The organism is Streptomyces sp. NPDC046759 (assembly GCF_040645475.1).
GTDB lineage: Bacteria > Actinomycetota > Actinomycetes > Streptomycetales > Streptomycetaceae > Streptomyces.
This window is the reverse complement of the sequence record NZ_JBEYYJ010000002.1, coordinates 24239-40382: the sequence shown is the minus strand read 5'-3', so window position 1 is coordinate 40382 and position 16144 is coordinate 24239. Positions and strand designations below refer to the sequence as shown.

The 16144-nt window shown below is 71.2% G+C and carries 9 protein-coding genes and 2 pseudogenes; 3 read left to right on the top strand and 8 right to left on the bottom strand.

Features of this window, described 5'->3' with window-relative positions; translation table 11 throughout:
• The first annotated feature begins 302 nt into the window (after positions 1–302).
• Complete coding sequence (locus tag ABZ919_RS03020) at positions 303–530, top strand: hypothetical protein (RefSeq protein ID WP_361241913.1); 228 nt, start codon at positions 303–305, stop codon at positions 528–530.
• Between the two features lie 100 nt (positions 531–630).
• Here the strand turns inward: ABZ919_RS03020 and ABZ919_RS03015 are convergent, their stop codons facing one another.
• The 7 genes and pseudogenes from ABZ919_RS03015 to ABZ919_RS02985 form a co-directional block, all read right to left on the bottom strand.
• Positions 631–1488 (bottom strand): serine protease, encoded by an 858-nt coding sequence (locus ABZ919_RS03015; RefSeq protein WP_361241909.1) that lies wholly within the window; start codon positions 1486–1488, stop codon positions 631–633.
• 124 nt (positions 1489–1612) lie between these two features.
• Positions 1613–3166 carry an RNA polymerase sigma factor gene (locus ABZ919_RS03010; protein ID WP_361241906.1) on the bottom strand — a complete coding sequence of 518 codons (1554 nt, stop codon included), beginning with the start codon at positions 3164–3166 and terminating at the stop codon, positions 1613–1615.
• 432 nt (positions 3167–3598) lie between these two features.
• Positions 3599–4486, bottom strand: a complete 888-nt coding sequence (locus tag ABZ919_RS03005; RefSeq protein ID WP_361241903.1) for a FadR/GntR family transcriptional regulator — start codon at positions 4484–4486, stop codon at positions 3599–3601.
• Between the two features lie 162 nt (positions 4487–4648).
• A complete protein-coding gene (locus ABZ919_RS03000; protein ID WP_361241900.1) occupies positions 4649–7231 on the bottom strand; it encodes an ATP-binding cassette domain-containing protein in 2583 nt (860 codons plus the stop codon).
• Between the two features lie 163 nt (positions 7232–7394).
• Positions 7395–8153 carry an NUDIX hydrolase gene (locus ABZ919_RS02995; protein WP_361241897.1) on the bottom strand — a complete coding sequence of 253 codons (759 nt, stop codon included), beginning with the start codon at positions 8151–8153 and terminating at the stop codon, positions 7395–7397.
• Positions 8154–8283: 130 nt separating this feature from the next.
• A pseudogene (locus ABZ919_RS02990) lies at positions 8284–9117 on the bottom strand (glycogen debranching protein); the annotation flags it as partial.
• Positions 9118–9886: 769 nt separating this feature from the next.
• A complete protein-coding gene (locus ABZ919_RS02985) occupies positions 9887–11446 on the bottom strand; it encodes a DUF4192 domain-containing protein (RefSeq protein ID WP_361241894.1) in 1560 nt (519 codons plus the stop codon).
• Positions 11447–11754: 308 nt separating this feature from the next.
• Here ABZ919_RS02985 and ABZ919_RS02980 point away from each other — a divergent pair.
• Together ABZ919_RS02980 and ABZ919_RS02975 are read left to right on the top strand one after the other, a co-directional pair.
• Positions 11755–12273: pseudogene (locus ABZ919_RS02980) on the top strand (methyltransferase domain-containing protein); the annotation flags it as partial.
• Positions 12274–12907: 634 nt separating this feature from the next.
• Positions 12908–13612 carry a Clp protease N-terminal domain-containing protein gene (locus tag ABZ919_RS02975; protein WP_361241892.1) on the top strand — a complete coding sequence of 235 codons (705 nt, stop codon included), beginning with the start codon at positions 12908–12910 and terminating at the stop codon, positions 13610–13612.
• Between the two features lie 330 nt (positions 13613–13942).
• Here ABZ919_RS02975 and ABZ919_RS02970 read toward each other — a convergent pair whose 3' ends face one another.
• Entirely contained in the window at positions 13943–16102 is a 2160-nt protein-coding gene (locus ABZ919_RS02970) for a RecQ family ATP-dependent DNA helicase (protein ID WP_361241889.1), read from the bottom strand.
• Between the last annotated feature and the right edge of the window lie 42 nt (positions 16103–16144).

The following is a 16144-nucleotide window of genomic DNA, read 5'->3' as shown; positions in this document are numbered from 1 at the left end:
GCATGCATGTTCGATCCCTCGATGGAGTGAAGTGCATATCACGTTCCCTTGGAGGCATGAACCATTTAGGCTCCGGGCACGTCCTCATGAACAACAGGCAACCCGGCCTGGAGGACCTAGACACAACACTGCGCGAAACCGTAAGCACCACAAGAGACGCACTACGGCACATTCGCCGCCAACCGGCAGCAAACAGCCGCCCCGGAAGATTTTTTCGAGGAAAAGCCACGAGCGGGAACGTTTTCGGGCTGGTTGGATGTTGACCCTGGTACGACAGCTCGTCGAGCTAGAGAAGAGGCGACGTGACTACTGTTCTGACCCCCGCGAGCCCGCTGACGGCCGCCGATCGCTGCGACCGCTGCGGCGCCCAGGCATACCTGCGCGTCGTCCTGCTGAGCGGCGGAGAACTGCTCTTCTGCGCCCACCACGGTCGCAAGTTCGAGCCGGAACTCAAGAAGATCGCCGCCGAGATACAGGACGAGACGGAGCGGCTGACGTCCGTTCCGAACACCTCGGAAGAAGAGCGCTGAATCTCGCACACACGACGAGCCAGCCCCGGCACAGGCCGGTGAACGGGCGGCCACTCCTCTCCAGGGGTGGCCGCCCGTGCTCTTGTCTGCGTGCGAAGGCTCAGAACTGCCCCTGAGGCCTCTTCCGGCCCTCTGAGGCCCCGCCCAGGGCTGTTACGAGGGAGACGCGCGTGTACACGCCAGGGCTGCCCGCCTTGCCGCAGCCGCTTCCCCAGGAGACGAGCCCGATCAGCCGCCCCGCCGCCACCAGCGGGCCGCCACTGTCGCCCTGGCAGGCGTCCGGGCCACCGGAGGTCCGCCCCGCGCAGAGCATGCTGTCGGCCCGGTAGGTGCCGAAGGTACCGCCCGAATAGGCGCGGGCACACTGCTCGTCGGGCAGCACGCGCAGCTGTGCGGCGTGCAGCCTGCGCGCGTAGGCGCCCCCGCCGGTCGTGTCCCCCCATCCGGAGACCAGCGCCTGCGTGCCCGGGGCGTAAGCGTGGTCGCCCGCGCCCGCCATGGGGACGACCGAGCTCTGCGGCAGCGATTCGGCCAGCGTGAGTACGGCGAAGTCGCCGGTGTTGGTCCGGCTGTCGTACGCGGGGTTGATGCGGACATCGCGTACGGCGACCTCCTGCCCCTCGTGCGAGAGCAGATCGGTACGGCCCGCGATGACCCGAAGGTCGCGCACTCGGTTCGGGGGCGCTCCCAGGACCTCCTCGGCCATGCAGTGGGCCGCGGTGAGCACCTCCGTCCGCGCGATCGCCACGCCTCCGCAGAACTGACCCGCCCGCGTACCTCCGAACCGGTCACGGCTGGACAGCGCGACTGTCCACGGGGCCTGCGAGACATCGATGGGGAAGCCCCCGACGACCACGCTGTCGGCGGCCACGGGGACCGCGCTCACCAGCGGTACGACGGTCATGGCGGCCGCCAGCGCCAGCGGCCGGACCAGCGCCCGGGCAAGGGAACGGCGCATACGCAATCCTCACTCTCGGTTCGTACCGGAGAACCAAGAGTGATCCACAGTGCAGCCGCGCGCAGCCCGAAGGCCCGGCTTCCCCGAGGGGAGCCGGGCCTTCGCCGCGGGTTACGACCGCGACCTAGTCGAGGTAGTCGCGCAGCACCTGGGAACGCGAGGGGTGGCGCAGCTTCGACATGGTCTTGGACTCGATCTGGCGGATGCGCTCACGCGTCACGCCGTACACCTTGCCGATCTCGTCGAGGGTCTTCGGCTGACCGTCGGTGAGACCGAACCGCATGGAGACGACGCCGGCCTCGCGCTCGGACAGGGTGTCGAGAACGGAGTGCAGCTGCTCCTGCAGGAGCGTGAAGCTGACGGCGTCGGCGGGGACGACGGCCTCGGAGTCCTCGATGAGGTCACCGAACTCGCTGTCACCGTCCTCACCCAGCGGGGTGTGCAGCGAGATGGGCTCGCGGCCGTACTTCTGGACCTCGATGACCTTCTCCGGGGTCATGTCGAGCTCCTTGGCCAGCTCCTCCGGGGTGGGCTCGCGGCCCAGGTCCTGGAGCATCTGGCGTTGCACACGCGCGAGCTTGTTGATGACCTCGACCATGTGCACCGGGATACGGATGGTGCGGGCCTGGTCGGCCATGGCGCGGGTGATGGCCTGACGGATCCACCAGGTGGCGTACGTGGAGAACTTGTAGCCCTTGGTGTAGTCGAACTTCTCGACCGCGCGGATCAGACCGAGGTTGCCTTCCTGGATGAGGTCCAGGAAGAGCATGCCGCGGCCGGTGTAGCGCTTGGCCAGGGAGACCACCAGACGGAGGTTGGCCTCCAGGAGGTGGTTCTTGGCGCGGCGGCCGTCCTCGGCGATGATCTCCAGCTCGCGCTTCAGCTTCGGCGCCAGCTTGTCGGCGTTGGCCAGCTTGTCCTCGGCGAACAGGCCCGCCTCGATGCGCTTGGCCAGCTCGACCTCCTGCTCGGCGTTGAGCAGGGGGACCTTGCCGATCTGCTTCAGGTAGTCCTTGACCGGGTCGGCGGTGGCGCCAGCCGCGGCGACCTGCTGCGCGGGCGCGTCGTCCTCGTCCTCGTCGGACAGGACGAAGCCCGCGTTCTCGGCGCCCTCGGGCTCGTCGGCGACCTTGGTGTCCTCGAGAACCTCTTCCTCGAGAAGCTCGGCGTCGTCCTTCTTGGCCGTGGTCTTCTTGGCGGCCGTCGCCTTCTTCGCGACGGTCTTCTTGGCGACCGCCTTCTTGGCGGCCGTCGTCTTCTTGGCGGCGGCCTTCTTGGCGGGTGCGGCTTCCTCGGCGGAATCGGCTTCGGCGGCGACCGGGGCCGCGGGCGCCGCGGGGGCGGCCGTGGTGGCGGTGGCCTTCCTGGTCGTCACCGTCTTCGCCGCGACCGTCTTGGTGGCGGTGCGCTTGGCCGGGGTCTTCGCTGCGACGCTCTTGCGGGTGCGCTTGGGCTCTGCGGCACTGACCATCAGCGTCACACCCTCTTCCTCAAGAATCTGGTTGAGGCTGCGCAGTACGTTCTTCCACTGAGTGGCCGGAATCTGGTCAGCTTCGAAGGCCCGACGCACATCGTCGCCGGCGATCTGCCCCTCAGCCTTTCCCCGCTCAATGAGCGCCATGACAGAGACGGACTCGGCGATCTCCGGCGGGAGCGTACGGGATGTGCTGGCCGACACGAACAACCTCTCGGAACGTTGGAAAACGGCTTCCGGCACCGTCCACTGCGGACAGGAGCCGACCACCGGCCTGGGGATGGGCCGACGGCGCGGGCGGGGGCCGGGAAGATGCACAGCGCCTGTCATGGCGTCCGTATTCCCTTCGCGGCTGTCACCTCTTAGGTCATCGCGCTGTTCCCACGAGCGTTACGCCCAATCTGCGTGGCCCGAGTCACACCCCGTAAGCGATCAAAAGCAGTCATACATGGACAGAGCGATCACCGTGGTCGCCGTCGCCGGTCACGCGGCCCGAGGAGGGCCGTCGCGCCGCTGGACCCTGCCGGACCGCACAGGGTCCGGCAGGGTCCAGCGGCGGCCGACAACGAGCCCGGCGCCGCCACGAGCACCACGAGGACGCCCCACACCGGCGACCGCACCGCCCTGACCGCGGGGTCAGTGCTCGCGCGGGGCGGGCACCACGCGCTCGACCTCGGGGTGGACCTGAAGCAGTTGGCGCATGGCCGACTCGGCCGCCGTGCCGTCGCCGGTACCGAGCGCGTCGACGATCCGCGCGTGCTGCGCGAGCGACGCCTCGTTCGGCCGGTCACAACCCGTGACCGGACCGCCCGAGACCTGGAGGGCCGCCGAGACGATCCCGGAGAGGTGCTCCAGCATGCGGTTGCCGGCGATCTGGATGAGCAGCCCGTGGAACTCGTTGTCGGCGCGCGAGTACGTCAGCGCGTCGCCCTGCGCCATGGCGTGGCTCATGATCTCGACCATGTCACAGAGGCGCTGCTGCACCTCCTCGCGCCCGTGCCCGGCGGCCAGGCGGGCGGCGAGCGGCTCGATCGTCCAGCGCAGCTCGCTCAGCTCGCGGCGCTGGTCGTCGCGCTGGGGCCCGAAGGCCCGCCACTCGATGATGTCCGGATCGAGCAGGTTCCAGTCGCTGACGGGACGTACGCGCGTGCCGACGTTGGGGCGGGCGCTGACCAGGCCCTTGGCCTCGAGGACGCGGAGGGACTCACGCACGACGGTGCGGGAGACCTCGAAGCGCTGGCCGATCTCCTCGGGCACCAGCGGACGGTCCGCGCCGAGGTCACCTGAGACGATCATCTGTCCCAGCTGCTGGACGAGTTGGCCGTGCAGCCCGCGTCCGCGGCTGCCCGCGGCCCGCCGGCCGACGCGGCCCAGTTCTGGATCCGCGCCTTCCCAGGAGGGTGCGCCGACGCGATCGGCCACGTGGGGCTCTGCGTAGGGGTAGCGGTCGAGTTCGCCCGGGCCGGCCAGACCGGAGTCGGAGGAGCGGGCGGCGGTCATCATGGTGTGCGCAAGGGTACTCACGGATCCTTTGTCGGCGTCGCCTCCAACTCCCTTGAGGTCTTTGGTGAAAAGCACACGAAAGGGTGATCGCTCACCCCGTCGCAATTGACGCCTTATCGGAAAGAAATGGGCTTTCCAACGGGGAGTTGCGGGCATGCGAGATCGGAAGTGGACTCATACGCGTCACCGGAACCGGGCGCGCAGCGTCGTGCACACATAGGCGCACAACAGCGCCGACAGGGACAACGCCAGTGCGCCGCCCACGGGTTGGGCAAGCACCCGGGCCATTCCGAGCAGGTAACGCTCGCCTCCGAAGGGCCACTGCAGCAGAAGAACCTCCCGCATCCGCGCCGGGAATCCGGCGGCCATGTGCAGGGCCGGCCCCTGCATCGCCTCGTGCACGAGGGGGACGACGACAACGGGTACGGCGAGTACGGCGGCCAGGCCACCCGTGGTGGACCGGAACACGCCGGCCGCCAGCACACCGGCCCAGGCGCAGCCGACGACCAGACCGAACCAACTCGTGCCCAGCGCAAGCCAGTCCGCGGGAACTCGCACCAGTTCCCGTCCGTAGACGATGTAGAGCGCTTCGGCGTCGCAGCCCATGGTGAGGAAGGCCAGCAGCACCGCGGTGGCTCCGGAGACGAGCAGTTTCGCGGTGAGCAGTCCCAGCCGGCGGGGCACGGTGCCGCGGTCCGCCGCGAGGGCGGGGTGACGGAACTCGTCCCCGAAGGCCAGCGCACCGAGCAACCCCGCCGCGAGGGCTGCGGGCGGCAGCGGCAGTTCACGGGGCCACGCGGCGAACAGCCGCGCCCGCGGAGTGTGGCCGATCCTGGCCAGCAGTACGGCGGTGAGCGCGGACACCACCAGCGCGGCACCGCAGGTCAGGAAGCCGACGCCGATTCCGGCGGCGCGCCGGATCTCATAGCGCAGGGGGCGGAGGGGGCTGGGGGCGGGGCGGACGGAGATCGGTGGCGGAAAGGGAGACAGGGGATCAGGGATGGAGGTGGCGTCGGGGCGGACGGCGGGCAGGTCCTGCAGCGGACGGGCGCCGGGGATCCTCGCGCCGGGAAGGCGGGTGCGCAGGGCGGAGATGCACGCTGCCGGGGCGCTCTCGCGTCCGGCCTCCGGCTCCTGGGCCGCGACCACCGCGTGGCGCCCGGCGTCCGTCGTGGTCCTCGCCTCGGCGGCCCGGCCGCCGTCGGCTCCCCCGAGCACCTCGGCGGGCACCGTTGCGGCGCCTGGGCCGGGCTGGGCCTCACCGGCGTATCCGGCTCCGCGGCGCGAGGTCTCGCCCGTTGCCGTAGCCGCGTCGGCCGGTGACCTGCCCTCGGCGGATTCGTGCGAGGTGGTCTCCATGTGCGCTCGGCCCGGTCGGTCCTCGGACGTCTCCCCGAGCGGCGTCCGATCGCCACTGGGACGCCGCATCCGCTCCCCCGCCGACGGTTCCTCGTCCGCGAAGACGTCGGACATGGCCTGCCGCGTCGCCGAGGTGTCCGTTGCCTCCTCCCGCCCCGCCACGGAGAAGCCGAACGGCGTCGTGCTTCGCGCTCTCGACGAGGGACCCGGCGCTGTGGTGCCCGGCTCTCCCGACGACTGACCGGACGCAACAGGGGCCTGCCCCGACGCGGTTGAGTTCAACGCCGACACGTCGGCCTCCGCCGACGCGAGCGCGACCATCGCGGTGCCTGACGCGGACGCCGCCAGACCCATCCTCGCGGCCCTCGGCTCCGTCGCCGACAGTCCGCGCAGCGTCGTCTCCGTAGGCGCGGGCGACGCGGCCGGCCCGGCCCCCGTCGCCTCCCCGTGCCTCTCGTCCGCGCTCGCCTCCCCGTGCCTCTCGTCCGCGCTCGCCTCCCCGGACCGAGCACCGGGCTCGAGACCGACTCCCGAGCCCATGTCCCCCACCTCGTCGGCGAGTTGATGCACAAGGATGCCGTGGCGGAACGCCGTCTCACCGACATCGGCGGTGGTGGAGCCGTACACCGACAGGCGATTGCCCCCCTCCCGTACGACCTCGACGGACCGGCGTGCGGTACGGGCCTCCTTGGCAAGCAGGGCGGCCAGGCGCGCGGCGTGCGGACTGCGGACGGCCACGCGCGGGCGCAGCCGGGTCCGGGCGAACTCCGCGGCCTCCTGGTCGGCCACAACTCTGCCGCCGTCGAGCGTGATGACCCGGTCGGCCGTGCGCGCGGCCTCCTTGGAGTCGGCGGTGCTGAAGAGCACCGTGCCGCCCAGGTCGGCATGGGCGCGCAGCATGTCGTGCACCCACTGCGCCTCACGGGAGGAGAGGTTTGTGGTGGGTTCGTCCAGGACGAGGGTGTGCGGATCGGGCAGCAGGGCGCAGGCCACGCCGAGTCTGCGGTCCATGCCACGCGAGAGTGTTCCGAGGCGCTCCTCACGGAGGCTGACCAGTCCGACCGCTTCGAGGACCTCGTCCGCCCGTCGCGCGGGAACGCCCGAGGCCGCGCACAGCATGCGCAGGTGCCCGCGGACCGACCGGGCCGGATGCCCCGGTACATCGCCGAGAAGCACGCCGACTTCCCGCGCCGGGTGGGCGATCCGGTGCAGAGGGCGCCCTCTGAAGTAGGTGATGCCGCGCCCTGGTTGGAGCTCGAGCATCAGTCTGAGCGTCGTCGTCTTGCCCGCGCCGGCCCCTCCGAGGAGCACGGTGACATGCCCCGCGCTCGCTTCGAAGGAGACATCGTCGACTGCAGGCGGGTGCGCCTTGCGGGGATTGCTGGTCAGTCCGAAGGCCTGGATCACCTGCAGCAAGATAGCGTGCTGTGTCTGTTTTTTCGGTTATCACCCGATCTACTACCACGGGTGGTGCGAATCGACCCGGTTAATGTCCGCCGTTCGAGGGAGCCGGCACCCTGCGTGCGCCCACTGCCCGCCCGACCGCCGCGCGGACGGCCGCCGCTGCGCCTCAGACCTCGGGACGCAGCATCGGAGGGTTGAGCAGGGTGGCGCCGCCGGCCCGGAAGAGCTGCGCCGGCCGACCGCCCTGGCGTGTGGTCGTGCCTCCCGTGGGGACGAGGAATCCGGGGGTTCCGGTGACCTTGCGGTGGAAGTTGCGGGGGTCGAGGGCCACTCCCCACACCGCCTCGTACACCCGGCGCAACTCGCCGACGGTGAACTCGCTGGGGCAGAACGCGGTGGCCAGCGAGGAGTACTCGATCTTGGACCGGGCCCGTTCCACCCCGTCGGAGAGGATCTGGGCATGGTCGAAGGCGAGCGGTGCCACGGGCTCGCCGTCGCGGCCGTAACCGCCCTGCTGGAGCAATTCCTCCACCGGCGCCCAGCGCGCGTTGCTGGCGTCGCCTCCTGCGCGCGGGGCGGGCAGGTCGGGCGCGAGCGCGAGGTGCGCGACGCTCACCACGCGCATACGCGGGTCCCGCTTGGGGTCTCCGTAGGTGGCGAGCTGCTCGAGGTGGGCTCCGTTGTCGTGGGCAGGGGTCGAGGGGTCGTGTGCGCACAGCCCGGTCTCCTCGGCGAGCTCACGCGCAGCCGCCTGGGAGAGATCCTCGTCGGCCCGTACGAAACCGCCGGGCAGCGCCCAGCGCCCTTGGAACGGTGGCTCCCCCCTGCGTACCGCCAGCGCGCACAGGGCATGGCGGCGCACGGTCAGCACGACCAGGTCCACGGTGACGGCGAAGGGCGGAAAGGCTGACGGGTCGTAGGGCATGCCGCGATCATAGTCGTCTGCCTGACGATAAACACTCCCTTCCGTGGCCGCATCGCTGGTGGTTCCGCTTCCTTGTGGTGTCGGGTGCAGCAACAGCTCCTGCTCTTCGCTTCAGCGGCGTCATACGAGGTCACACTCCCCGTTGCAAGCCGACCGCCGCCTCCCCGACCATGGCCGGCCCCAGCCGGCTGAGGCGCACGGAGCAGGGGGCACCGGCGACGCGCAGCCCGCTCAGACCGAGTTCCCCGAGCGGTGCGCTCCGGACGGGGCAGAGGGTGACCGTCCGTGCAGGGGTGTCGGGGCGGATGCCGGCGAGCGAGGTGAGCGTCATGATCACGGAAGCCGCCGCGGTGGCCGCGGGCCGGCACCCCGCCGGGTGCGGGAGCAGGGCGCTCCCGGCGGCCCGCTGCTCTCCGGCGAACATGTCCGGCAGCCGCTGTCCGAAGCGCTCCGCCGCGTCCAGCAGACCCCTCAGCAGGCCGCCCGCCTCCTTCTCAAAGCCGGCGGCTGCCCGTGCGGACACGGCGAGTGCGGTGTCGTGGACCCGGACGGCTCCGGTCCGGTGGCCGAACGGGTCATGGCCCGTCTCCTTGGCACCGAGACTCGGCAGTCCCCAACCTGCATCCATGGCGGGGGCACCGAGCAGCCGGGCGAGGTGCTCGGTCTGTATGGAGTCGAGCAGACCGGCGGCCAGCCGGCCGGAACCGAGCAGGCCGGTGTCGAGGAGGTGGACGGTGGTGGAGCCTAGATGCGGCACGAGCCGACCGTCCGGCGTCAGGGCCGCGGCAGGCCGTCCGCCGCCGTGGTCCTCGACCCAGAAGTCGGCGCGGAAGGCCGTCCGCAGAACCTGGGCCCACTGGCGCAATGCGGTGGCGCCGGGCCGGTCAAAGGCGTCGAGGAGAGCGGCACCGAGCAGGACCGCCCGGTACGCGTGGGCCTGAGTGTCGCAGCGGGCCGGACCCCCGGCCTCCTGGCAGGGAGACACAGATCAAGGCGGTGTGCGTGGGTGGCAGCTCGGTCACCGGACGGCCGACCCGTTGCACGGGCACCGCCGGGCGTGCGACGGGCCGGCCGCCGCGGTCCTCGGGCGGAGCCGGCACCGGTGGCCTGCCGCGGCCTGCCGAGGTGTGCGGCGCGAGCCCCTTCGAGGCCGGCGGGGCGCCGATGGTCTGCCGTGCCGTGAAGGCGGCCCCGTCCGCCGGCGACCGCTCGCGCCTGCCCCAGGGCGATCGTTCGCGGTCGGCCGCGGAGGGCGCGGTCGGCTGCTGATGCATGGGGTGGCTTCCTGCGCGCTCGCGGCGCCTCGGACATGCGGGGCGGCCTGCGGGACGCCCGCGAGGACAAGGGTCGTACGGCGGAAGGTCCTGTTCAGGCGTTCCGCCGCACAGGTGAACGGAGGGGGCTCGGGTCACGACTCGCCCCGGGGAAGCCGGTGGATTCACGCCGGGACGAGAGGGTGGTGGCGCCGCTCGGACCCGCTGCGAGCCGGTGCCACCAACGGACGGGTGACGGGCCCTCGCCTTCGCCGCGAGCAGTCGGGCAGGGCCGAAGGGGTCGGCGCGTCACGCGGCATAGCAGAGTGCCGTCGCCACGTCGGCACCTCCTGCGAGACAGGTTCGGCAGCAGGCTCCGGATGCGTGCGCCGCGTTCCGCGGTCTCCGTCGATGTGCCAGGTGTCTTCCCCGGGGAGAACCGCTCGACGAGGTCTCCCCCGGCACTTCCCCGCACGGCGCTCACCCCTCGCCCTCGGGCCTGCCGTGGTCGTTCTCCGGCCGGGCGGAGCCGGGCGTGGCACCACCCGGCTCCGCCGCGCGTGTGCGCGTGCCGCCGAGGACACGGCTGCCGGGGCGCGAGGTTTCGGCTGCCGAGAGACCTGGGCGGGAGCCGGCCGGCCTCCGCCGTCCACCCGCGGACCGAGCTGCGGGAAGGTCACCGCGGGCGGCAGATCGTGTTCGACGCCGGCGGCGGATGCCCGTCCCTCGGCCCGTCACGGCGTCCTGGTCGTCCCCTCGGGCGCTCGCTCCGGGCGCGGTCTCATCGGTCGCCGCAAGCTCGGCCGGTGCAGTCCTGTTCCCGGACTGCGCCTCTGCGTCCTCCGGTGTGTGCCGCGTGCGGTCCACGCGCTCGCCGCGCAGGCAGCGGCGGATCGCTTCCGGGTCGAGGCCTTCGTTGCAGGCCTGGTGCAGCAGCCGGGCGAACAGATAATCGGGGTCCGTCCCCAGAGCCATGGCCAGCGCCTCACGGGCCTCCAACTCGTCACCGGCCGACCAGGCGACCCAACCGGCGAGGGTCAGTGGAGCCGCTGCGTGCTCGCCGTAAGGCCCGACGCACCGGCGGGCCAGGGCGCGCCAGAGCCGGAGGGCCGGGCCGGCCTCGTCAGCTTCCATCCACGCCGCTGCGCGGTCACGGGTCGTGCGGTCCTGGAGCCCGAGGATCAACGTCGCCGCCTCGTCATGTGTGAGCAGGCCGTCGTCGCGCACGTCCGCCGGATGCGTGCCGGACACCGGTGCAGCGGCGGCGAAGCGGCGCATGATCCGCTCGGCGAGGGCCAGGGTCTCCTCGGCCACCTCCGCGCGGGACGCCTCGTCGAGAATGCGGGGCACCAGGGCCATTCCGGCGGCGTCCAGGGCGATCTCCTGGTCCAGGGCCGCGGTCGTCTCCCAGGGCTGCAGCCTGGCGCGCAACTCCCGGAGTGTGCCGCGCACTTGGATGCCTGCGTAGGTGGCCGCAGCGGCCAGCACGGATGTGCCGGGCAGCCCCATCGGCGAACCGTCCTCGGGGCAGCAGGTCTCGACCGGGCAGCAGTACGACCAGAAGCGGCCGTCGGAGATGCACAGTGCCTCGATCACCGGTACGTCGAGGTCACCGCACTTCGTGCGCAGCAGGTGGGCCAGCCGCTCGAGTCGTCGTTTGACGTCGCGGCCGGACTCTCCCGGGGACGGTTCCTGGCAGACGTAGGCCACCATCCGTTCGGGCCGGGCGCCCCTCCGTTCGCTGCCGATCACCAGTCCGCGAGCCAGCTGGCGTGCCGCCGCCTCCCAGTCCTCCTCGTTCGCGGGGATGCCGAGCCGGGCCCGGCCGCCGAACCTGCCTGGGCCTTCCCGGTCATGGAGGGCCACCAGCACCATGCTGTCCTCCGGGCGGTAGCCGAGCAGATAGGGAAGGGCGTCGGCCAGCTCGGCGGGGGTGCGCAGGGTGACTTGCGCACCATGCATGGAGGGTCCGGTGAACGGCTCCTGTCCCGAGACACCGCTGTTCTCGGACGGTCCGGTGGTTTCGCTGTGATTCGTCATGTGCTGACGATCTCGCGGACTTTAAGGTTCCGCTTGAGCCTGTGGACAACTCGAATCAGGAACACGACAAACGCATCCCGGTTGTCCACAGTCCCTGGCCGACGCCCGCCCAGTTCTCGGCCGCTTCGCGGATTCTCGGCCCCGTAGTTGACGGCGCATCAGGACGCCGTCACTGTCCGGTGCCGGGGCAAGGAGGTCGACAAGGTCGACGACGGCGGCAGGGTCGACAAGGTTGACGACGGCCCGATCGTAGAACCGATCTGCCTTCACACCACGTCCGGCCGAGGGCTTCTACCAAGCCCGCTTCGGAGCGGTGGCCGCAGGCCGAGTTCCGGGAGGCGAGGGCGGAGGATCTGCCGTTCGCCGATGGAAGCGTTCGCGGCTACCGTGCCGACAAGGTCTTCCACGTACTTCAGGAGCCAGGCCGCGCCGTGGCGGAGGCACGACGGGTGCTCTGCCCGGGTGGCAGGATCGTCCTGGTCGGCCAGGACTGGGACGCCATCATGATCGATTCGGATGACGCGGCGCTCACGCGCAGGATCGTGCACGCCCGCGCCGACCTCCTGGGCACGCCCCGCGCCGGCCGCCAGTACCGCAGCCTGCTCCTGTCCGGCGGCTTCGACGATGTCACGGTCGAGGTGCACACCAGCGTGTTCACCGACCCCGCGATGCTGTCGCTGACCGCGAGACTCGCCGAGCCCGCCTGCGCCAGCGGCGCCGTCGACCGGGACCAGGCGGACGAGTGGCTCGCCGAACAGCGCCGACGCGCCGACGTCGGCCGCTTCCTCGTCGCCATTCCGTTTTTCGTGGCCTCCGCCTCCGCCTGACAACGGCTGACACTCGGCGAGACGCTGGTCAAGGCGGGTGACGGCGTGGCCGTACCGACGATGCCCGCCTACCACGCCCGTCTCCCGACGAGCTCAATCTCCTGCGGGAAACGCCGTCAAGCGCATCGCGTTCAGCCACAGCCGCACCAGTGCCCGGCGAACGACCTGCGCCGCCGGACGTGCCGGCGATGGTCTGCACGACACTGTTCGACAAGGCCCCCACGCTCACGCCAGCCGTGCCCAGGCGGAGTTGACGTGCGAGTACCACTCGATACAGGCGTTCGGACCGACGGAAATGCCGGTCACCTGTGAGGAGTGACGGCCGCCGCACGCGTACCTCGGCAGCGGGCGGGCAGCGGGCGCGGCGGCCGGGCCAGTGGCCGATGTGGACGGTGCCACGCCCGACGGTGACACGTTCACCGGCGCCGCTCCTCCCCCGGGGCCTGCTCGCAGCGGTGCGGTTCCGGTGAGCAGGACAGCGCTCCGCAGGTCGGATACAAGCGGTCGCCCGCGCCGCAGGTCGGATACCCATGTCCCCCGTACGGCGCGAAGGTTGCGTCAACTCAGGATTGACGGAAAGCGGAGTGACAACCAAGGGTTGACGGGCGCAAGCCTGACAACCTAGGGTTGACACATGACGCAGATCACACCACCGGTCAAGCTCGACGAGCTGATCACGGCGATCACCGAAAACCACACCGGCACCCTCGACCAGCTGTCCGGCGCGGTCCTACTGGCCGACCACATCGGCGAGGTCGCCGACCATCTCATCGGTCACTTCGTCGACCAGGCCCGTCGTTCGGGCGCGTCCTGGACCGACATCGGCCGCAGCATGGGTGTCACCCGGCAGGCAGCCCAGAAGCGGTTCGTCGGCAAGCCCGACGCCAAGCCGTCGAACGCTTTCGAGAAGTTCTCCCGGCCCGCACGCAGCGCCATCATCGCCGGCATGAACGAGGCCAAACTGGCCGGCAACGCCGAGATCGTCCCCGCGCATCTCGTCCTCGGCCTGCTCTCCACCGAGGGCACTGCGGTCGACGCCCTGCGAGCCCAGGGCATCGACCTCGGCCAGGCGCGCGAGACGCTGGCGGCGACCCTGCCGGCGCGCAGCGACGCCGATCCGGTGCTGATTCCGTACGACGCCCACGCGAAGAAGGCGCTCGAACTGGCGTCGCGGGTGGCCCTGCGGCTCGACGACGACGGTGTCGGCACCGGCCATGTTCTGCTGGGACTGCTGGAGGAGGAGGACGGCGGCGGCGTGCTGTCCGCGCTGGGCGTCGACGCGGCGGCGGCCGAGAGCTTCGTAGCGGACGCCGCCGGCGAATCGCCCGTCAACCGGTAGCGGAACCGTCTGGAACCGTCCACAGACATCGTTCACAGACATCGTTCCCAGACATCGGTGTGCCAGCGGTGCGTTCCCGAAAGGGAACGGGACCCCCGGGAGAGGTCGCGCCTGTCGAAGGTGACACCTCACCTGGAGGCTCTCGCCCCTCAGCAGCACCTCAGCCACCCGCTTGCGGTGCCCCTGCCATCTCCATCCGTAACAGAAGCCTAGGCACGATAGTCGTGATCTTGCCTGGTCACGGACGAAGAAGCCCCTATTTCGGCCTCGGCAAGCAGCTCTGCTACGCCGCCGGGCCGGTGCATGACGGGTACAGACCGGTCAGGACAGTCAGCCGCCCGCGGCGAGCACCAGCGGCAGGACCTGGCCGGCCCCCGCTTGCCGCAGCAGGCGGGCGGCCACCGCGAGGGTCCAGCCGGAGTCGGTGTAGTCGTCCACTAGCAGGACGGGCCCTGGGGTACGGGCCAGGGCGCCGGCCAGGTCCTCAGGGATGGTGAAGGCGGCGGCCAGTGCCCGCAGCCGTTGAGCGGAGTTGCTGCGTCGTGCCCTGTGCGCGCCGCTCGGCCCGGCGTACGCCAGGGTGCCCAGGAAAGGAAGGCGCCCGATGTTCGCGACTCCCTGAGCGAGGGAGTCGACAAGTCGGGGGCGGGACAGGGAGGGTACGGCGACGACCCCTACTGGCCGGGCAGAGGCGTCCGGGCCGTCCGACATCCAGCCGTCCGGGGAGCGCGCCCAGTCGGCGAGGACCGTCACCACGGCCTTGAGCACGTCTTCCGGGACGGGGCCGTCGGGCGCCTGTTCGGACAGCAGCGGGCGCAGCCGGTTACCCCAGCCGATGTCGGACAGCCGCCCCAGACCCCGGCCGGGGGAACACTGCTGCTGGGCCGGGATGCGTCCCTTGAGGTCGATGCCCAGTGCGGGCATGCCCGTCGGCCACATCCGGCGCGGCTCGACCTCCACCCCCGGGCGGCCCAGTTCCTTCGTCGCCCCCGCCAGGGTCTCCGCCGAGACGGCAGCGTCGGCCCAGGCACCCGCGCAGTTGTCGCAACGGCCGCACGGCGCCGCCTCCTCGTCGTCCAGCTGGCGACGCAGGAACTCCATGCGGCAGCCGGTGGTGGTGACGTAGGAACGCATGGCCTGCTGCTCGGCCGCACGCTGCTCCGCCACCCGCGCATAGCGCTCCGCGTCGTACACCCAGCCCGAACCCGTGGCCGTCCATCCGCCCTTCACCCGCCGCACGGCGCCGTCCACGTCCAGCACCTTCAGCATCGTCTCCAGCCGGCTGCGCCGCAGATCCACGGAGCCCTCCAAGGCCGGCACGGACAGCGGCCGCCCCGCCTCGGCGAGGGCCGCGAGGGTCTGACGCACCTGTTCCTCCGGCGGGAAAGCGGTCTCGGCGAAGTAGCGCCAGATCGCCTCATCCTCCTTGCCCGGCAGCAGCAGCACCTCCGCGTGCTCCACCCCGCGGCCCGCGCGACCCACCTGCTGGTAGTAGGCAATGGGAGAGGAGGGCGATCCGAGGTGGACCACGAAGCCCAGGTCCGGTTTGTCGAAGCCCATTCCCAGCGCGGACGTCGCCACCAGCGCCTTCACCCGGTTGTGCAGCAGGTCGTCCTCCGCCTGCTGACGGTCGGCGTTCTCCGTCCGGCCCGTGTACGAGGCCACCTCAAGGCCGCGCTGCCGCAGGAACGCAGTGGCCTCCTCGGCCGCGGCCACGGTGAGCGTGTAGATGATTCCGGAACCCGGCAGCTCGTCCAGATGCTCCGCCAGCCAGGCCATCCGGTGCGCGGCGTCCGGCAGCTGCACGACGCCCAGGCGCAGGCTCTCCCTGTCCAGCGGGCCGCGCAGCACCAGAGCCTCGCCGCCGCTGGTGCCCAGCTGCTCGGCCACGTCCGCTGTGACCCGGGCGTTGGCGGTCGCCGTGGTGGCCAGCACCGGCACGCCCGGTGCAAGCTCGGCCAGCATCGCCCGCAGCCTGCGGTAGTCGGGGCGGAAGTCGTGGCCCCAGTCGGAGATGCAGTGCGCCTCGTCCACCACCAGCAGGCCCGTCGTGGCCGCGAGCTTGGGCAGCATCTGCTCGCGGAAATCCACGGAATTAAGGCGTTCAGGGCTTACCAGGAGAACGTCGACGTCCCCACGTTCGACCTCCCCGTAGATCGTCTCCCACTCCTCCGGATTCGCCGAGTTGACGGTGCGCGCATGGATGCCGGCCCGCGCCGCCGACTCGACCTGGTTGCGCATCAACGCCAGCAGCGGCGAGACGATCACCGTGGGCCCGGAGCCGCGTCGGCGCAGCAGAGCGGTGGCCACGAAGTACACGGCCGATTTGCCCCACCCTGTGCGCTGCACCACCAGCGTGCGACGACGCTCCACCACCAGGGCCGCCACCGCCTGCCACTGGTCCTCCCGCAGCCGCGCCGCCCCCGTCGGATCACCGACCAGCTCGGCGAGGATGGCGTCGGCTTCGGCACGCAGCTCCAGTTCGTTCATGCCCCCATGCAACCCGACGCCACGGACAATCGGCCACTTCAC